This window comes from Amycolatopsis sp. CFH S0740 (genome assembly GCF_004522315.1).
In the GTDB taxonomy this organism is placed as follows: Bacteria; Actinomycetota; Actinomycetes; order Mycobacteriales; family Pseudonocardiaceae; genus Amycolatopsis; species Amycolatopsis nivea.
On record NZ_SDLS01000005.1, the window covers coordinates 154,405 to 173,225 of the forward strand.

Sequence of the window (18,821 nt, forward strand, 5' to 3'; positions counted from 1 at the left end):
GCGCCGCTGCCTGCCGGTCCGAGCCGGGTCCGTGACAGGACCATAGCAAACCGGGAGGTCGGTTTTCAAGGTAAAACCGGGTGGTTGGTCTGTTCCGGTCGCGACCTGCCGGATACGGCCAGGCAATCGGCCCTGCCGACTAGTAAACCGGGCGGTCGGTATGTCATGATGAGCAGGCCGGGAACCCACGCCGTGCCGTTCCCGGCGCGAGACGATGGGGAAGACGGTGACTAAACAGGCCCGTGCGGAGCTGACCAGGCTCCTGCTGCTGGACGCCGCGGCGACACTGTTTTACCGCGACGGCTACGCGGCCACGAGCATGGTGGACATCGCCCGCGAGGCCGGCGTGACCAAGGGCGGCCTGTACTTCCACTTCTCGTCGAAGGACGAGGTCTGCGACGAGGTGCAGTCGGCGGCCGTCGCGGTGCTGCACGGGCACGTCGCGCGAGCGCGCGGGAGCCGTCCGCATCTGCGCAGGCTGGCCGGCCTGAGCCGGGCGTTGATGGGCTGGCTCGCCGAGGACGCCAAGGTGGGCGCGAGCTTCCGGCTGGCCCGCGAAATGGGCTCGAACGACCCGCGGTTCGTCGCCTTCGTCCGCGCGTGGATGGGCCAGGTGCGCGCGCACATCGCCGCGGCGCACGGGGCGGGGGAGCTGAGCCCGCGCGTCCGCCCGGACCTCGCGGCGCTGCTGGTCGTGGTGACCTGCGTCGGCCTCGAAACGGCTTCGGCGAGCGGCACGATCCCGGCGGGCACGGATCTGGCGAACACGCTTTCCGAGCTCTGGCGGGTGATCGAGGTGGCGCAGCCCGCGGATTCGTCCGCCGCCGAGGCAACAGGCACCTGAGCGGCCGCGACACCTACGGGTCGAGGATCCCCTGCACTGCGCCAGTCAAACGAACCGCCTGGATCCGCCGAAACCCGTTGCGCGGCAGCACCTTCACTGAGAAGACCGACCGCCCGGTTTCCCCAGTCTTACACCGCGTCGGCGGGAGGAGTCCCGGCCGGATCGAACTTGTGCAGCCGCCGCGGCGGGACCACCGCGTTCAGGATCGTCTGCCACATGAACGTGATCCGCTCGTGCAGGTCGGTCCGCCCGGTCAGCACCTGCGAACTGAGCTGGGTCCCGGTGAACGACGCGACGACGTACTGCGCGAGATCGTGCGCGTTGACCTCTTTCCGCACGTCGCCCGCGGCTTTCGCGGCGAGCAGCAGACCGTGCACGGTGTCGTTCCACTGCTTGTAGGCGTTCGCGGCCGGGGCGACGAACGACCCCTGTTCGATGACCAGCCGGATGCCCGCGCGCACGCGCACGTCGGTGCGCAGGCTGTGGCCCATGTTCTGGGTGAGGTCGATGGCGGTCTGCAGCCCCGGGTTTTCGACGTCGGCCAGCGGGTCCCACACGATGAACTGCTCGCGGATCAACGCGTCCGCCAGTTCTTCCTTGGACTTGAAGTGGAAATACAGCGCGCCCTTCGTCACCCCTGCCTCGGCGAGGATGTCCGACAGGCTCGCACCGAGAAAGCCGACCGCGTCGAACCTGGACGCGGCCGCGTCGAGGATGGCCTTGCGGGTCTGCTCCGCGCGTTCCTGGCGAGCCACTGCGCACACTCCTTTCGGGAAGCCGCGGGCCCGGAACGGCCGCGCAGGCACGCCAGTCTACCTCCGTCCCGGCCATCGGATCCAGAAGAAAAAAACCGGTAGGTAGGTATGGTTTTGTCCGGCCGTATCCGCTAAACATGGTGTGGGGGTACTGGGGAAGTTCTTTTTTCTGGGAGGACCGACATGGTCGGTATGTTGTTAGAGGAGTCTGTCCGAGGAACCTTCATCACCGATGGCGAAAGTTCGCCGGGCGGACGCCCGGTCGACTTCCAGCAGACGATCCCGCGCAATCTCGTGCACCGCGCGGCCGTCTCGGAAGTTTTCGTCACTGATCTGAACATCGTGGGCGAGGGGCAGTTCGAGGTCGGCGCGCAGTGGCCGCGCCGGCACGGCTTCTTCGGCCCGCGCACCGCGGGGTCGCACGACCCCATGCTGTACGCGGAAACCACCCGCCAGGCGTCGCTGCTGATCGCGCACCGCGCCTACGGCGTTTCGCTCGGCAACGCGTTCATCTCCGACTGGAAGACCAGCTCTATCGCCCCCGAAGGGCTGGTCACCGAAGGTCGGCCGATCGACGTGGTGCTGCGGGCGAGCGCGCACGACCCGGTGTTCCGGGGCAAGAATCTCATCGGGATGCGGACCGAGTTCGGCTGCTTCCGCGACGACGAACTGGTCGGCACCGCTTCGGAAACCTGGCGTTGCGTGTCCCCGGCGGTCTACCGCCGGCTGCGCGGCGACCATTTCGCGGCGACGCCGTTCCAGGCCCGTGCGCTGCCCACGGTGGCCCCGGCGCTCGTCGGCCGGGACCGGGGGGAGGACGTGCTGGTCGCGGAAACCGCGGTGCCGGGCACCTGGTCGCTGCAGTTCGACCCGGACCATCCGGTGCTGTTCGACCACTCGGTGGACCATGTCCCGGGCATGGTGCTGATCGAGGGCGCGCGGCAGGCGGCGCTGCTGACGCTCGGCGATCCGTACGCGCTTCCGCTGCGTTCGGATTTCGAGTTCTCCGCCTACGTCGAGTTCGATTCCGAATGCCTGCTGGTGGCCGAGGAACTCGAACCGGACGCGGACGGCTGCCGCGTGGTGCGGGTGGTGCTGGAGCAGAAGGGCCGCGCGGCCGCCACCGGCATCCTGGCGATGCGCAGGTCATGACTGCCGGCCTGGGGGCGGACAGTACGACCGGGGACATCCTCGTCACCGGAGCGACCGGGTTCATCGGTTCGGCGGTGCTGCGGGCGTTGCTCGCCCGCGGCGCCGCGGTGCGGGTGCTGGCGCGCGGTGCGGTGCCGGAGTGGATCACGCGATCCGGCGCGCGGATCCACCGAGGCGATCTCACCGACGCCGCCGGGCTGGCCGGGGCGTGCACGGGCGTCGCGACGCTCGTGCACGCCGCGTCCCGGATCGGCGGCACCGAAGAGGAATGCGCCGAGGTCAACGACCGCGGCACGGCCCGGCTGCTCGCGGAGGCGCACCGCGCGGGCACCCGCCGGGTCGTGTACCTCAGCACCTGCGCGGTCTACCGCGACGGCGAGCATCGAGGCGCGCCCGAGGACACGCTCGACCTCGGGCCCGCCTCGGCCACCAGCCGCACCAGGCTGGCCGGAGAACAGCAGGTCCGCGCCGCGGGCGGGATCGTTCTGCGGCCGCACCTGGTGTACGGCGACGGAGACCGGCACGTGGTCCCGGCGCTGGTGAAGTGGCTGCGGGCGGTGCCGGCGTGGGCCGCGGGCGGCATGGCTCGGACGTCAGTGGTGTCGTCGCGGGATCTCGCTGCCGTGCTCAGTGCGTTCGCGCTGGACCCGGCACTGGGCAGCCCCGGCGAGGTGTTCCACGTGGCCGACCCCGAACCGGTGCGGATGCGCGAGCTGCTCGAAGCCGTCTGCGGCACGCTCGACCTGCCGGTCCCCGATGTGGACCTGCCGCTTGCCGAGCACCGGGCGCGCACGCCGTGGCTCAGCGAGCACCAATGGTCGCTGCTCACCCGGGATCATTGGTACGACAGCGAAAAGGTCTGGAAGCTCACCGGAGTGCCGCCGGGACCGGGGCTGCGCGTCCGGTTGGCCCAATCCCGGAACTGGTATCGGGAAACGCTGGCAATTCCCGCGCCGGTCTGATCGGAGCGAATTCATTCGGCGATAAACGACGGCGGCCGTCCGGAAATTCGTCCCGGACGGCCGCCGTTTCATTTCGGTGGCGGCGAACCCGGGCGCGGCGCGAAGATGATCGTCATGTCCCGACGCGAGCTAGTCGTGCTGGGTTCGGCGAGCCAGACGCCGACCCGGCACCGCAACCACAACGGCTACCTGCTGCGCTTCGACACCGACGGCGTCCTCTTCGATCCGGGCGAGGGCACCCAGCGGCAGATGATGTACGCCGGCGCGACGGCGAACGAACTCACGCACCTGTGCGTGACCCACTTCCACGGCGACCACAGCCTCGGCCTCGCCGGCATCATCCAGCGGCTGTCCCTGGACGCCGTCGCGCACCCGGTGCGCTGTCACTACCCGGCGTCCGGCCAGGAGTACTTCGACCGCCTGCGGCACTCGACGTCGTTCCACGAACGCGCCGAACTGGTCCCGCTGCCGATCTCCGCCCCCGGCCCGCTCGGCGGCGCGTTGTCGGCATACCCGCTGGAACACCGCATCGACTGCTTCGGCTACCGCTACGCCGAACCGGACGGCCTCCGGACGCTGCCCGACGCACTCGCCGCAGCAGGCGTCCAGGGCCCCGCGGTCCGAAAACTCCAGGCCGACGGCGTACTAGAGACCGCGAACGGCCTGGTCCGGCTGGAAGACGTGAGCGTGCCGCGCCGCGGTCAAGTGGTCGCGTTCGTGATGGATACCCGCCTGTGCGCCGGCGCGTTCGCCTGCGCGCGAGAGGCGGACCTGCTGATCGCCGAATCGACCTTCCGCGCCGCCGACGCCGACCTGGCCTACCGCTACGGCCACCTGACCAGCACCGACGCCGGACGGCTGGCCGCGGAGTCGGGTGCCCGGGAACTGCTGCTCACGCACTTCTCGCAGCGCTACCCCTACGAGGAGGCGGACCGATTCCGCGACGAAGCCGCGAAGGTGTTCGACGGAGAGATCCACGTGGCACGGGATCTGGACGTGGTGCCGCTGCCGCCGCGCCGATGAGGAGTGGAATGGTGCCACCGGTCCCCGCTGACCTGCTGGAAATCGCCGAGGCGCTCGTCCCTGGTGCCCCGGTCGGCTCCGCTCGCCTTGCCACGCAAGGGAATATGCACCACGTGGTGCTGCTGCCCGGCGTCGCCGCAGTACGGATCAGCAAGCGTCCCGATTCCGCCGCCGAGCTGCCACGCCGAACCGAGATCCTCCACACGATCGCGGCGGCCGGTCTGCCGTTCGCCATACCGGAGCCGCTGACCCCGGTCACCAGCTTCGGCGATCCAGCGGCGTTCGGCCCGCTGTTGACGGCACTGCGCGAGGTCGAGATCTCCCCAGCGCTGGAAGCAAGCTGACCGGCGTCCTCGACTGGGACCTGGCGATCCTGGCCAACCCGGCAATCGACGCCGCGCTCGTCTCGACCTGGCACGGCTGGGACCTCCTGCGCGCGGCCACCGACGAGGAGACCTGCCGCCGCGCCCGGGCCTGGAACGACCCGATCGGCGTCGAACACCTCCACCCACTCCTCGCCGGCAAGCCGCTGACCAGCATCGATGGCTTCGTCCGCGCCGTCGTGGCCTGGCTGGACACACCGCTAAAAAATCTTCTCAAGAATTTTCGGCCGCGCTGTCGGATCGGGTCGCCGGTGTTCGTAGCAGTAGTGAAGCCGCCCGCAAGGGGCAGCACCGAAGCGAAGGAACCGACCATGAAGCTCACGACCGTGACCCAGCTGACCGTCGACGGAGTCGTGCAGGGCAACGGCGGCGCGTCCGAGGAGGACCGCCGAAACGGATTCGACCGCGGCGGATGGGCGCTGGGCAAGGGCGACCAGGACACGCTCGCGTTCATCAACGACACCTACCACCGCGCCGACGCCTTCCTGTTCGGCCGCCGGACGTACGACCTGTTCGCGGCCTCGTGGGGCATGATGAGCGCCAACGCCGCCCCCGGCCGCGAACGCATCCGGCTCGCCCTGAACGAGCGGCCGAAGTACGTGGCCTCGAAGACGCTCGCCGCCCCGGCGTGGTCCGGCACCAGCGTCCTGTCCGGCGACCTGGCGACCGCCGTCGCGGACCTCAAGGCCCGGCCCGGCGGCGAACTGCAGGTGCACGGCAGCGGCACCCTGGTCCGGCGGCTGCTGGAATTGGACCTGGTCGACGAGATGATTTTCCTGGTGATCCCGGTGATCGTCGGACAGGGCCAGCGGCTTTTCCCGCAGAACGGCCCGGATCTGGCCCTCGATCTGGTTGAGTCACGAGTGGACACGAAGGGCGTGACGACGCAGGTCTGGCGCCCGGCCGGGCGTCCGCAGTACGCGGGCCGCTGACCTCAGAAAGGATCCTGCGATGCAGTACCTGATTTCCGTGATCCACGACCAGCCCCCTTCCGTCACGCCGGAGGAGGACGCGGCGATCGACGTTTTCAACGAGCGTCTCCAGACCGGAAACCACTGGGTCTTCGCGGGCGGTCTGGCCGCGCCGGAAACCGCGACCGTCATCGACAACCGGGACGCGGCGGGAATGGTCACCGACGGCCCGTTCCTGGAATCGAAGGAATACCTGGCCGGCTTCTGGATCATCGAGGCGCCGGACCTCGACGTGGCGCTCAAGCTCGCCGCCGAAGGGTCGAAAGCGTGCAACCGCAAGGTCGAGGTGCGACCGTTCCAGTGAGCGACGTCCGGGAGGCGATCACCCGCGCCCACCGCGAGGAGTGGGCCCGGGTGGTCGCCGGTCTGACCAAACGGTTCGGCGACCTGGACATCGCCGAGGAAGCCGCCGCCGAGTCGTTCGCGACTGCGGTGGAGCGATGGCCGTCCGACGGCGTGCCGCCCAACCCCGGCGCCTGGCTGACCACCACCGCCACCCGCAAAGCCATCGACCGCCTTCGCCGCGAAAACAAACGCGACGACAAGCAACGGGAGGCCCAGCCGGTGTACGACGCGACGCCTCCCCACCTCATCGACGACGACCGCCTCCGCCTGATCTTCACCTGCTGCCACCCGGCGCTGGCCGCCGAATCCCGGGTCGCCCTGACCCTGCGCATGGTCGGCGGCCTGACCGTGCCCGAGATCGCCCGCGCTTTCCTGGTGTCGGAAAGCACTATGGGACAACGGATCACGCGTGCGAAAGCCAAAATCAAGGCCGCCCGCATCCCGTACCGAGTGCCCGCCGCCGAAGACCTCCCGACGCGCGTCTCCGGTGTCCTGACCGTGCTGTTCCTGGCCTTCAACGAGGGCTACCTGGCCACCGGCCCCGACACCGACCCCGTGCGCCAGGACCTGACCGCCGAAGCGATCCGGCTGACCCGTCTGATCCGCACCCTGCTGCCTGACCACGGCGAGGTGACCGGCCTGCTGGCGCTGATGCTCCTTACCGAAGCCCGCCGCCCCGCCCGAGTGTCCGCCGACGGTGAGCTAGTAGCCCTGGACGAACAAGACCGTGCGCTCTGGGATGTGTCGCTGATCGCCGAAGGCCACCGCCTGGTCCGCGAACGCCTCGCCACCGGCGTCGCTCCCGGCCGGTACCAGCTCCTGGCGGCGATCAACGCTGTGCACACGTCCGCGCGGGACATGCGCGAAACCGACTGGTCACAGATTCTCGCCCTCTACGACCAGCTCGTCCGTGTCGATCCGTCGCCGATCGTCGCCCTGAACCGCGCCATCGCCGTCGCCGAACTCGACGGTCCATCGGTGGCGCTGGATTTGGTCGACGGTCTCGAGGACCGGTTGGCCGGATATCACCCGTACCACGCCACTCGCGCTGACCTGCTCCGCCGGTTAGGCCGCGACGAGGATGCGCGCGCGGCTTATGACCGGGCGATCGAGCTGGCGGGCAACACCGCGGAGACTGCTGCGCTGTCTCGTCGACGGGATGAGCTGCGGTAGGGGCGTTGACGCGCGAAACGCGGGTCAGTCAGCAGCCCGACGTGCGCACATGCCGGTGCCCCCTGGCCGGGAAGTCCGGAGGCGCGGGCGGCAGCAGTTCAGCGAGCATGTACCCGCATTTTTCCGCGACCCGGCAGGACGCCGGATTGTCTTCGGCATGCAGCAAGTCCAAGCGGTTCAGCCGGACGATCTGCTGCGTGTCGAGCGCCCACCGCGACGTGACTTCCAGCGCCCGGGCAGCGATGCCACGCCCCCGAGCTTGGGCAGCCGTCCAGTAGCCGACCTCGGCGGCACCAGCGTCCCGGACCTTCACGACGACGTGACCGACCGGCGTGTCGTCGACAGCCGCCACCGCGAAGCTGAACTGCGTCGCGGAGTCCCAGCCGGACGCCTGTGCGTCCAGCCACCGCTGAGCCTCGGCGTCGTTGGCAAGGGAAGTCGTCAACCGGCGGCGCAACAGCGGATCGCGATGTGCGTCAACCAACACCTGCCGATCTTCCGACCGCCACGGGCGCAGTCGCAATGTGGTCCGGGGGATGGGGAGAAGGACGGTCACGACTTTCCATTCTGCACCGCCCAGACGTGTCGCGCCCGAATACGGACCGAGCAATATCCTTGCCCGACAGCGAATTCAGTTGTGCTGCCCGGGAATGTCGCCGCAGTAGGGTAATCTCACCGCATGCTCATCGAGGTGGACAGAGGCTAGCCGCCGGGTTCTCGGCGGCGTACCGGCCGACGAGTGCCCTGGCCCGACTCTTTCCCACCAATTCCCCCTTCGCGCCCTTGGCGTGCGCTCCGCTGTGCGCTGGTCGCGGGGACGATGACCTTCAGGAGCACTCATGACGCACGATTCGCCGCGTCCGCCATTCGACCCAGAACTCGCCGCGATGCTGCCCGCACTAGCCGACCACGTGCCGGTCGGCATGACCGCGGACCGCTTGCCGCATTACCGGAACCTCCCTTTCCCCAGCATCGAAGAACAAATCGGCGACCGCCCGGTCCGCTGCGCCCACCACACCATCACCGGCTACGACGGTGCGGAGATTGCGGTCTCCGTCCTGTCCCGCGCGGACCACGAGACCTCCGGCCCCGGCATCTACTACCTCCACGGCGGCGGAATGGTGATGGGAGACCGCTTCGCCGGAGCGAGCCCGCTGATCGAATGGGTGCTGAAGTACGACGCGGTCGCCGTCACCGTCGAGTACCGGTTGGCCCCGGAACATCCCGACCCGGTCCCCGTCGAGGACTGCTACGCGGGCCTGCGCTGGACGGCCGCCAACGCGAACGCCCTGCGCTTCGACCCGCAACGCCTAGTGATGTTCGGCGGCAGCGGCGGCGGAGGACTAGCCGCCGGCACCGCGCTGCTGGCCCGCGACCGAGGCGTCCCAGCGCTGCTCGGCCTGCTGCTGCAATGCCCGATGATCGACGACCGCAACGAGACGGCGTCGTCCCGCCAGTACGACGGCACCGGCGTCTGGGACCGGACCAGCAACCTGACCGCGTGGACAGCCGTCTTGGGCGACCGCCGCGGAACCGCCGACGTCTCGCCCTACGCAGCACCCGCCCGAGCAACCGACCTGAGCGGTCTCCCGCCGACCTTCATCGACGTCGGCGCGGCGGAAGTCTTCCGAGACGAGGACGTCGCCTTCGCAACCGCGATCTGGGCATCAGGAGGCAACGCAGAACTCCACGTCTGGGGCGGCGCGTTCCACGGCTTCCACGACCTCGCCCCAGACTCCGCGCTGGCCCACGCGTGCGTCGCGGCGCGTGAGTCGTGGCTCGAGCGGTTGCTCGGCCGTCCGATGCCGTAGCGGACCGCGCGCCGCCCTGCCGTGGCTGGCGGGGTGGCGCGCACCTCCCATCACACCTGTTCCCGCGCACTCCAAGATCATCCCACCCGTTCCCGCCCACCTCCCATCACACCCGTTCCCGCCCACGCGTGCGTCGCGGCTCGCGAGTCGTGGCTCGAGCGGTTGCTCAGCCGCCCGATGCCGTAGCGGGACCGCGCGTCGCCCCGCTGAGGTTGGCGGGGCGGCACGCACCTCCCATCACACCCGTTCCCGCCCACTCCAAGATCATCCCACCCACCACCGACAATTCCGGGCGGCGTGTCGGCACCCGCCTCGACAGAGCCCTCCCTCGGCCGTGACAGACTGCCGGGCGATGTACACGCCGTCTGATCTCGCTGACCTGCTCGAATGCGAGCACCGGAGCATCCTCAAGCAGGCATTGGCGGCGGGGATACCCGGCGCGCCGCGGCCCACTTCGGCACCCGATCGGCTGGCGGTGAAGCACGGGCGGGCGCACGAGGCGGCCACGCTCGGACGGCTGCGCAGCGAGCGGACGCAGGTCGTCGAGATCGAGGAGCACGATCCGGTCGTCGCTGCGAAGGCCACCGAGGAAGCGTTGCGCGCGGGTGCGCCGGTCGTCTACCAGGCGGTGTTCCACGACGGCGAGTTCTCCGGCCGCGCCGACTTCCTTCTGCGCGACGACCAGGGCCGCTACGAGGTCTACGACACGAAGCTCGCCCGGCACGCCAAGCCGTCGGCGGTTGTGCAGCTCACCGCGTACGCCGACGCTCTGCGCCGCGGCGGCTGGCCCGCCGGGCCGGAGATGCACCTGCTGCTGGGCGACGGCAGCACGCGCAGCCTGCGCGTCGACGACTTCCTCCCGCTCGTGGACCGGCTCCGCGACCGGCTGGAGGACCGTCCGCCGCAGCTGCCCGACCGGATCTGGGCAGACGAACGTCCGGCGTGCACCGGATGCGCGTTCGCCGACCACTGCTCGTCCGCGCGCGAGGCCGACCGCGACCTGTCGCTGGTCGCCGGGATGCGCAGCGAGCAGCGGCGCAAGCTGGTGACCGCCGGGCTCGGCACCATCGACGCGCTCGCCGGCGCCGAACCCGCCGACCGTCCGCGCGACATGTCCGAGGGCACGTTCGCCTCGTTGCGCGCGCAGGCCGCGATCCAGGTCCGGCAGGACGAAACCGGAGAGCTGGCCTACGAAATCATCGCTCCGGACGCGCTCGCCGAACTGCCCGAAGCCAGCCCCGGCGACGTCTTCTTCGACATGGAAGGCGACCCGTACGCCCTGGCCGGCACCGGCCTGGAGTACCTCTTCGGCGCGGTCACTCCGGACGAGCGCTTCACCCCGTTCTGGGCACACTCGCGCGCGCAGGAGAAACGAGCGTTCGAGGAGTTCGTCGACTTCGCCACCGCACGGCTCGCGGAACACCCCGACGCGCACGTCTACCACTACGCGCCGTACGAGGTCACGGCGATCAAGCGGCTCGCCGCCGTCCACGGCACGCGGGAGGAAGCCGTGGACGAGCTGCTGCGCAGCGGCGCGATGATCGACCTGTATGCCGTGGTACGCAAGGCTTTGCGGGTAGGACAGCGGTCGTATTCGATCAAGTATTTAGAACCACTGTACATGCCGGAAGCCCGTGCTGGCGAGGTAAAAACGGCGGCGTCGAGCATCGAGGCGTACGAGGATTACCTGACGCTCTCGTCGGCGGGAAACACCGAGCAGGCCGAAGAAGTGCTGCGCGGCATCGCGGACTACAACGAGTACGACTGCGTTTCCACCTTGCGCCTGCACGAATTCCTGCACCGCGTGCGCACCGAAGCCGGAATCGCCCTCGCCGAGCCGGACCCTGAGTCCGAAGTGGACGCTCTGCTCCGCCGCACCGAAGAAGAGGAAGCCGCCCAGCGCCGAGCCGAACGCGCCGCCGCGATGGCCGCGCTGGTCGACCCGCTCCTGGACGGCCTCCCCGACGACCCCGCGGATTTCACCCCCGACGACCACGCCCGCGCGCTGCTGGCCGCCTCCGTCGGCTACCACCGCCGCGAGACGAATCCGGCGTGGTGGGAGTTCTTCCGCCAGCTGGCCGCGCCGATCAGCGATCTCGAAGTGGACACGACCTGCGCGGTCCCGGTGTCGGTGACCGCGGGCGAGTGGGTGCCGCCGTCCGGCCGGTTGCGCACCGCGAAACGCACGCTGGTCGTGAGGTGCGACCCGGACCGTCCGCATCCGTACGCGCCTGGTGACGACGTGCGTTTGCGCTACGGTGCCGACGCGCGCGACGCGAAAGTCGTGTCCGCGACGGCCGTCGAAGTGACGCTCGAAGAGAGCAGCGCTCCGGACCGGACGTCCAACGACCTCCCCGCAGCGGTCCTGCCCGGCAGCCCGGTCCGCCCGTCGCCGAAGGACGAGGCGGTAGCCGATCTCGCCCGGTTGGTAGGGGAAACTCTGCCTGCGCTGCCGTCACACCCCGGCGTCGACCTGCTGCGCCGCATCCCCCGGTTGCGCGGCGGACTGCCCGAACCGGGCGAAGATCTGGTCGCCACGGTGATCACTGCGGTCGACCAACTCGACGGTTCCGTACTCGCCGTCCAGGGCCCGCCCGGGGCCGGAAAGACTTACTTGGCAGGGAAACTCATCGCGCATCTGGTGCGTTCGGGCCGGACGGTCGGCGTCACGTCGAACAGCCACAAAGCGGTCGAGAACGTTCTCTCGGCGGCCATGGAGAACGCGCCGGAAATGGCCTGCGCCAAGCGCGCGAAGCGGACGCCGGACCCCTCATTGCCTTGGGAACAGCCGAAAAGCAATACCGCGCTGGTACGCTGGCGTGAAGAACACGACACCGGCCACCTGGTCGGCGGCACGGCGTGGACCTTCGCCAACGCCGCCGTGCGCGAGGAACCCTTCGACGTTCTCGTCATCGACGAAGCCGGTCAGTTCGCACTCGCGGACGCGCTGGCGGTGTCGATGTGCGCGAAAAACCTGGTACTACTGGGGGATCCGCAACAACTACCGCAGGTCGTGCAAGGCACGCACCCGGCCGGTGCGGAGGCGTCTGCGCTCGGCCACCTGATCGGCGAGGCGGACATCATCCCGCCGGAACTGGGCTATTTCCTGGACCTGACGCGCCGCATGCATCCCGCTGTCTGCGCCCCGGTTTCCAACCTGTCGTACGCGGGTCTGCTGCACTCGCATCCCAGCGCGGAACGTTCGATCGACGGCTTCCCGTCAGGTCTCTATCTGGCATCGGTCGAGCATCGCGGGAACACCACGCGTTCGGTCGAAGAAGCCGAGCAAGTGGTCGCGGTGATCAAGTCCCTGCACGGCCGATCGTGGGAAGGCCGGCCGCTCACGGACGCCGATTTCCTTGTAGTAGCCCCGTACAACTTGCAGGCGCGAGTCGTGACGCGCGCACTCTCCGACGCCGGCTTCGGCGACGTCCGAGTCGGCACAGTGGACCGGTTCCAGGGTCAAGAAGCACCCGTTGTGGTGACGACAATGACCTCCTCGTCGGCGGTAGACTTGCCACGAGGCCTTGATTTCTTGTTGTCCCGTAACCGGTTGAACGTCGCTCTCTCCCGCGCGCAGTCCGTCGCTGTCCTGGTGTGCTCTCCGAAGCTGCTCGAAGCCGACATCAGAACGGTAGACCAGATGCGGCTGGTCTCAGGAATGCTCGGATTGCTCCGCGACGCCCGCGAATGGATCGGCTGAGCCGAGCGCTTGGCGACGGGTGAGTTCACCTGTGCTGGGACGCGTCATTGGGTGTGGACGTGCGCGCCTGTGTCGTGATGTGTCGCTCGGTGCAGAGTGCGTTTCCTAGGCTGGGATGCGTTGTCCGGCGTGAGGTGTGGGCCTGCGCCGGGGGTGTCGCCCGGTGTGGGTGTGCATGCCTGTGCCGTGATGCGCCATTCGGTGTGGGAGCGCGCATGCCCGTGCCCGCGATACGTCGCTCAACGAACGCGACGGCTGCACGCGCTGCAGGGCGGGTGGGCGCTACGAGGGGCACCCGCCCGGCCGATCCGGTCGGGATCCGGCGGCCGGGCGGATGCATGTCCCCGCTCGCGCGACCGTGGGGGAGGGGGTGGCGCGGCGAGCGAGGTGGTTTGGGCGCCCCGCGCGTCCGGCTTGCGGGAGCCGGAGCGGGGGCGCGGGGTCCCCGTCCGCGCGGGGCACTGGGGAGAGATGCCGCAGCGGACGGGGTGGCTTGGAAAACGGCGTGTTCGGTTCGGACGGTCTCAACCGGACTCCCCGGCACACCGGCGAGCGGCGCAACCCGGCCCATCCGGACTCCGACGCGCACCCGCGGTTGAACTCGGCTCATCAAGACTCATCTGCGAACCCGCAGTCGAACCCGGACTCATCCAGTGGGCAAAGCCTGCTCCCCGACACCCCATACAACCCCTTGCGGGCCAAGAACATTCCCGCGGCCGGGGGTGTGCTCCCGCTCTCCGTCCGGACCGGCTGGGGGTTACCGGCCGGCGGGAGCAGGAGCACCGGATCCCGTTCCGCGTCTGGGGGAGCAGTCACGCGGAGCGGGTAGTTCTGCGCCGGTACGGGGGCCGCCTCGCGGCGAGTGGCACGACCAGGCTCCGGCCGGACCGGTATTCCTGGAAGGCAGAAGGTGAGGCCCGGGGGCACCTCCGTACCGACACCCTGTACAACGCTCCAACCGCCCGAATGTTCCGGCCCCCTAAGGTGATCTGGATCGCCACCAATCGAGTGACCGCTTGGTAAACCAGGCGGACCTCGATCAGGTTGCGCTGTCTGGCGAATCGTTGTGCATTCGCCGCGAGCCCGGATGCGCGAACCGTCCACAGCCACCCACCGGGGTCGAGGGTTGACCGGCGTCACCCGGTAGCGAACTTGTTCGTAACGAACATGTTCGTTAAGCTGAGAGCCAACCACAGAGAAAAGGAGCTTCTCAATGAAGTTGTCAAGCCGCCGCGGTGACGGGTGTGGCTTGGTAATGCGCTCCGTCGCGGATCATGGCCCAGAGGACGTTGACCCGGCGGCGGGCGAGGGACAGCAGTGCCTGTTTGTGGTTCTTGCCCTCGTGTCGCTTGCGCCGGTAGTAGGTGCGCGAGGCTGGGCAGGCTCTCAGGCTGGCCAGCGCGGACAGGTAGAACGCGCGCAGGAGCGTGCGGTTGAACCGTCTGGGGCGGCGGAGGTTGCCACTGATCCGGCCGGAGTCGCGGGGCGCGGGTGCGAGGCCGGCGAAACCGGCCAGGCGGTCGGCGCTGCCGAACGCGGCCAGGTCGCCGCCGGTGGCGGCGATGATGTCTGCGCCGAGCCGGACGCCCAGGCCGGGCAGACTGAGGATCACCTCGGCGTGGCGGTGCTGGCGAAACCGTTCCTCGATGAGGGCGTCGAGCTCGCGGATCTCCTCGTCGAGGGCTGTCACCCCCTTCGCCAGGCGGACGACCATTGCGGCCGCCAGCTTCTCGCCGGGCAGGCTGATGTTCTGGGCCGCGGCCGCCTCGACCGCGGTCTGGGCAAGGGCGGCGGCGTTGCGGACTTTCCTTGTGGCCAGCCAGGTTTCGATCCGGTCCCGGCCCGCCCGGCGGATCGCGTCCGGGGTCTGGAAACCGGTGAGCAGCACGACCGGACCCTGATTGGTCAGATCGAGCGCCCGTTCCAGAGCGGGGAAGATCTCCAGCAGCTGCGCGTGCAGCCGGTTGATCTGCCGGGTCCGGTCGGCCACCACGTCGGCTCGTCGTGTGGTCAGCGTGCGCACATCGACGGCGATCTCGTCGCCGGGGCGCAGCTGCCCCAGGTCGTTGCGCATGCGGGCCTGGTCGGCGATGACGAACGCGTCCTTCGCGTCGGTCTTGCCCTCTCCGCGGTAGGAACCGGAAGCGCGGTGCACGGCCAGTCCGGTCAGATAGGTCATCGGCTGGTCGTGGTTGATCAACAGGCCGATCAGCAGCGCGGCACCGCCGTGGTTGAGGTCGACCGCCCACAGCGCGTCCGTCGAGATCGCGAGCACATCGGCAATCAGTTCGAGCAACGCGGTCTCGTCGTTGAGCACCCGACGCGACAGCAACCGCTCACCACGGGCGTTGATCACCACGCAGTGGTGATGTTCCTTGCCCACGTCCACTCCGGCCCACAGTTCGGGCATCGCCACCTCCGCACGCTCGATCGTCATCGGTCCCACAGACGACTTCGCCGACGTTGCCCTACACAGCGATCGTTCGCGGTTCTCAATGAGCGGTCGAGTCGTCGCGGGGGCTCCGGGTGGCCAAGCTCCTTGAGCCATCCCACGGCACGAACCATGCAGCCATGCCCAGAGCCCCTGGGCCCACCGAGCCTACGAACGCCGATTCAGACCCAAACAGAAAGGTAGGGCACGAACCATGCAGCCATGCCCAGAGCCCCTGGGCCCACCGAGCCTACGAACGCCGATTCAGACCCAAACAGAAAGGTAGGGCAACCCATGACCATCACCATCGTCGGCGCCGGCCTCGGCGGTCTCAGCCTCGCCCGCGTCCTCCACGTCCACGGCATCGGAGCCACCGTCCTCGACCTCGACGCCTCCCCGTCCGCCCGCGCGCAGGGCGGCATGCTCGACATCCACGAAGACTCCGGCCAGGTCGCCCTCCGCGCCGCTGGTCTGCACGACGAATTCCGCACCCTGATCCACTCCGGCGGACAGGAAGCCCGCGTCTACGACCGCACCGCCGCCCTACTCTTCGCCGAAGAGGACGACGGCAGCGGCGAGCGGCCGGAGATCGACCGCGGGGTCCTGCGCGACCTCCTCCTCAACTCGCTGCCCGAGGGCACCGTCCGCTGGGGCATGAAGGTCACCGCCGCGGAACCGTTGTCCGGCGGGCGGCATCGCCTCACTTTCGCCGACGGCACATCTCTCACCACGGACGTCCTCGTCGGAGCCGACGGCGCCTGGTCGCGGATCCGCCCGCTGGTGTCACCGGAAAAACCGGCGTACACCGGGATCTCGTTCGTCGAGATCGACCTCCTCGACGCCGACTCCCGGCACCCGGACGCGGCAGCGCTCCTCGGCGGCGGCATGAGTTTCGCGCTCGGCGAGGACAAAGGCTTCCTCGCCCACCGCGAACCGGACGGCAGCCTGCACGTCTACGCCGCCGTGCGCGTCCCGGAAACCTGGACCGCGTCCATCGATTTCACCGATCACGCCGCCGCCAAGGCCGCCGTGCTGAGCCACTTCGACGGCTGGTCCGACCGGCTCCGCGCCCTGGTCGAGGAGGCGGACGGCGAGCTGACTCCCCGGCTGATCCACGCGCTCCCGGTCGAGCATTCGTGGTCGCGCGTGCCCGGCGTCACGCTGCTCGGCGACGCCGCACACGTGATGTCGCCGTTCGCCGGAGAGGGCGCGAACCTCGCCATGCTGGACGGCGCTGAGCTGGGACTCGCCCTCGCCCGGCACCCGGACGACGTCGAACGCGCGCTCGCCGAGTACGAGGCCGCGTTGTTCCCCCGCAGCGCGAAATCGGCGGCGGAGTCAGCGCAAAGTCTCGACAGCTGTTTCCGCCCGGACGCACCGGCGGCTTTGCTCGAGCTGTTCGGAGCCTGACGTCCATAGTGGACGCGAGTACGACTTAAGCGGTACCCGGATCGAGCCGTCAAGCCGATCCGGGCCGAGCGGTTCCGCTCGCACAATGGGTTTTCGCCCGTCGTGAGAGAGGAATCGCCTGATGACCGCCGTCCTGGCCGACACCGTCCATACCGGCCTGCAGTTCGCCGCCATCGCCGGGATCGCGGTGCTGGTGGCGTTCCCGGTCTTGCTGTTCATCGGCGCGCTGGTGAGCGTGCTCGGCAGTCCGCTCGGTGCCGGGATGAAGTTCGTGTGGGTCGTCTTCGCGTTCTGCGCGCCTTTCCTCGGGCCGATGCTGTGGTTCCTGGTCGGCAAGCGGAGCGCGGAAGCTTCGTTCCGCTGACACAAGATGTCAGTGGGACGCGGTTAGCGTCCGGGCATGTATCAGGAAATGGACGCCGGCGAGTTCGCCAGGCGTTATGTCGAAGTATGGAACGAGCCCGACCCGGCCGCCCGGCGCGCGGCGATCGCTTCGTTGTGGGCCGAGGACGGGGTGCAGTTCACCGAGTCCGCGGAGTTTCGGGGCCATCAGGAGCTTGAGCGCCGGGTCAGCGAGGCTTTCGAGGAATTCGTTGGCGGGGCGGGATTTGTGTTCCGCCCCGCCGGAGACGCAGTCGGCCATCACGGCACGGTCCGGTTCAGCACCTATATGGTCCCCGCGGCAGGCGGGGAGGTCGCCTGGACCGGCTTCGTCGTGCTCGAACTCGGCGAAGACGGTCGTATCCGGCGCGACTGCCAGTTCGCCGAACCGCCGCGCCCCACGTTCCCGGACGCCCGGGCGGTCGTGGAGGAATTCCTGCGCCGGATCGAGCAGGGCGACCCGGACCGGATCGCGGAGCTTTTCGCGGAACCGGTCGACTGGCGGTTGAGCTGGCCGGAACCAGCGCATCCCGTGGTGCCGTGGATTCGTCCCCGTTCCTCGCGCGCGGACATCGCGGACCACTTCCGGACGCTCGGAAGTGCTTGTGTGCCAGAGGAAAGCGACGTCCGGTTCGACCGGATCCTGGTCGACGGCGCGGACGCGTTGTTCTTCGGGACGAGCACCCAAACGGTCAGGTTGACCGGCAAACGCTTCACAACCGGCTTGGCGGTGCGCGTAACCGTCAGCGGCGGGCAGATCACGCGGTACCACGTTTACGAAGACAGTCTCGCCGTCGCCGAGGCGTTCGCCGGATGAAGCGCCGGGCAGCCGGAGCGGGGATTCCGCCCGGCTGCCCGGCATTCCGCGCGGTCAGGAAACGTTCAGGTCGATGCAGGCGTAGAACGCGTTGCCGGTGTCCGCGATGTTCCACACCGCGAGCACCTTCTGCTGTCCGGTGTAGCCGCTCAGGTCGACCTGGTGCGACACGGTTTCCCCTGGTGCGTGGCCGCCGCCGTCGAAGCTCGCGACCATCGTGTCGCCGATGAAGTACTCGTAGTCGAGGGTGGCGTGCCGCGCGGTGAACACCCAGTTGAAGGTCACCTGGGTGCCGACCGGGGTGACCTTCCAGCCCTTGCTGTCGTCGTCGAGGTCGGCGAACCGCTCGTTGCCGCCGCTGCAGCTGTGCAGCCCCTTCGGGCCCTCGACGCTCTGCGGTTCCCATTTGATGTCGCCGCAGGACACTGTTCCGTCGGCGCACTGGGCCTGTCTGCTCGGCGGGGAGTTGACGTAGCCGTGCGCGCTGGCGATGCCGGGGCCGATCAGCATCAGCACCGGGGCGAGGACCGCGCCGCCGAGCGCGGCGAGCATCGTGCGTTTGCGGGGCATGGTGGCTCCTTCGAAGCCGGGCCCGCTCCCGCGCCGGAGGGCGGCCGGACGAGCCACGGCACGACCGACGAGCCCGCGGTGGGGTGGTGC

17 protein-coding genes are annotated in these 18,821 nt (G+C 69.3%); 13 read left to right on the forward strand and 4 right to left on the reverse strand.

Translation table 11 applies throughout. From position 1 onward, the window contains the following. Window positions 1–226 precede the first annotated feature (226 nt). Window positions 227–844 (forward strand): ScbR family autoregulator-binding transcription factor, encoded by a 618-nt coding sequence (locus tag EIZ45_RS11140; protein WP_240690832.1) that lies wholly within the window; start codon window positions 227–229, stop codon window positions 842–844. Window positions 845–972: 128 nt separating this feature from the next. On the opposite strand, the gene EIZ45_RS11145 is transcribed toward EIZ45_RS11140, so the two are convergent. Next, a complete protein-coding gene (locus EIZ45_RS11145; protein WP_037810545.1) occupies window positions 973–1,599 on the reverse strand; it encodes a ScbR family autoregulator-binding transcription factor in 627 nt (208 codons plus the stop codon). Window positions 1,600–1,782: 183 nt separating this feature from the next. Between EIZ45_RS11145 and EIZ45_RS11150 the strand changes: the two genes are divergently transcribed. The 7 genes from EIZ45_RS11150 (at window position 1,783) to EIZ45_RS11180 (ending at window position 7,608) form a co-directional block, all read left to right on the forward strand. Further along, entirely contained in the window at window positions 1,783–2,751 is a 969-nt protein-coding gene (locus tag EIZ45_RS11150; RefSeq protein ID WP_037810543.1) for a ScbA/BarX family gamma-butyrolactone biosynthesis protein, read from the forward strand. Beyond that, entirely contained in the window at window positions 2,748–3,713 is a 966-nt protein-coding gene (locus EIZ45_RS11155) for an NAD(P)-dependent oxidoreductase (protein WP_205670178.1), read from the forward strand. Before EIZ45_RS11150 ends, EIZ45_RS11155 begins: the two co-directional genes overlap by 4 nt. A gap of 114 nt (window positions 3,714–3,827) precedes the next feature. Beyond that, the gene (locus EIZ45_RS11160; protein ID WP_134667373.1) at window positions 3,828–4,736 is read left to right on the forward strand and encodes a ribonuclease Z; all 909 of its coding nucleotides are present in this window, start codon (window positions 3,828–3,830) and stop codon (window positions 4,734–4,736) included. An 8-nt stretch (window positions 4,737–4,744) separates the two neighbouring features. Next, window positions 4,745–5,080 (forward strand): hypothetical protein, encoded by a 336-nt coding sequence (locus EIZ45_RS46450; RefSeq protein WP_205670177.1) that lies wholly within the window; start codon window positions 4,745–4,747, stop codon window positions 5,078–5,080. 350 nt (window positions 5,081–5,430) lie between these two features. After that, on the forward strand, window positions 5,431–6,051 hold the full coding sequence (locus EIZ45_RS11170; protein ID WP_134667439.1) for a dihydrofolate reductase family protein: 621 nt from the start codon (window positions 5,431–5,433) through the stop codon (window positions 6,049–6,051). A 19-nt stretch (window positions 6,052–6,070) separates the two neighbouring features. Continuing rightward, the gene (locus EIZ45_RS11175; protein ID WP_134667372.1) at window positions 6,071–6,394 is read left to right on the forward strand and encodes a YciI family protein; all 324 of its coding nucleotides are present in this window, start codon (window positions 6,071–6,073) and stop codon (window positions 6,392–6,394) included. Then, window positions 6,391–7,608, forward strand: a complete 1,218-nt coding sequence (locus EIZ45_RS11180; RefSeq protein ID WP_037810537.1) for an RNA polymerase sigma factor — start codon at window positions 6,391–6,393, stop codon at window positions 7,606–7,608. The genes EIZ45_RS11175 and EIZ45_RS11180 overlap by 4 nt, the downstream gene beginning before the upstream one ends. Before the next feature lie 28 nt (window positions 7,609–7,636). Here the strand turns inward: EIZ45_RS11180 and EIZ45_RS11185 are convergent, their stop codons facing one another. Beyond that, window positions 7,637–8,164 (reverse strand): GNAT family N-acetyltransferase, encoded by a 528-nt coding sequence (locus EIZ45_RS11185; RefSeq protein ID WP_037810536.1) that lies wholly within the window; start codon window positions 8,162–8,164, stop codon window positions 7,637–7,639. Window positions 8,165–8,447: 283 nt separating this feature from the next. Here EIZ45_RS11185 and EIZ45_RS11190 point away from each other — a divergent pair, with 283 nt between their 5' ends. Next, entirely contained in the window at window positions 8,448–9,419 is a 972-nt protein-coding gene (locus EIZ45_RS11190; protein ID WP_134667371.1) for an alpha/beta hydrolase, read from the forward strand. A 352-nt stretch (window positions 9,420–9,771) separates the two neighbouring features. Continuing rightward, window positions 9,772–13,122, forward strand: coding sequence for a TM0106 family RecB-like putative nuclease (locus tag EIZ45_RS11195; protein ID WP_134667370.1), 3,351 nt, complete (start codon window positions 9,772–9,774; stop codon window positions 13,120–13,122). A 1,222-nt stretch (window positions 13,123–14,344) separates the two neighbouring features. Here the strand turns inward: EIZ45_RS11195 and EIZ45_RS11200 are convergent. After that, on the reverse strand, window positions 14,345–15,538 hold the full coding sequence (locus EIZ45_RS11200) for an IS110 family transposase (RefSeq protein ID WP_240692030.1): 1,194 nt from the start codon (window positions 15,536–15,538) through the stop codon (window positions 14,345–14,347). 309 nt (window positions 15,539–15,847) lie between these two features. On the opposite strand from EIZ45_RS11200, the gene EIZ45_RS11205 reads away from it, so the two are divergent. The 3 genes from EIZ45_RS11205 to EIZ45_RS11215 all read left to right on the forward strand — a co-directional run bounded on the left by EIZ45_RS11205 (window position 15,848) and on the right by EIZ45_RS11215 (window position 18,161). Further along, window positions 15,848–16,963: an NAD(P)/FAD-dependent oxidoreductase gene (locus tag EIZ45_RS11205; RefSeq protein WP_134665057.1), complete on the forward strand. Its 1,116-nt coding sequence runs from the start codon at window positions 15,848–15,850 to the stop codon at window positions 16,961–16,963. A gap of 121 nt (window positions 16,964–17,084) precedes the next feature. After that, the gene (locus tag EIZ45_RS11210; protein WP_037810531.1) at window positions 17,085–17,327 is read left to right on the forward strand and encodes a PLDc N-terminal domain-containing protein; all 243 of its coding nucleotides are present in this window, start codon (window positions 17,085–17,087) and stop codon (window positions 17,325–17,327) included. Between the two features lie 36 nt (window positions 17,328–17,363). Then, window positions 17,364–18,161 (forward strand): nuclear transport factor 2 family protein, encoded by a 798-nt coding sequence (locus tag EIZ45_RS11215; RefSeq protein ID WP_240690725.1) that lies wholly within the window; start codon window positions 17,364–17,366, stop codon window positions 18,159–18,161. A gap of 54 nt (window positions 18,162–18,215) precedes the next feature. On the opposite strand, the gene EIZ45_RS11220 is transcribed toward EIZ45_RS11215, so the two are convergent. Next, entirely contained in the window at window positions 18,216–18,731 is a 516-nt protein-coding gene (locus tag EIZ45_RS11220; protein WP_134665055.1) for a lytic polysaccharide monooxygenase auxiliary activity family 9 protein, read from the reverse strand. Between the last annotated feature and the right edge of the window lie 90 nt (window positions 18,732–18,821).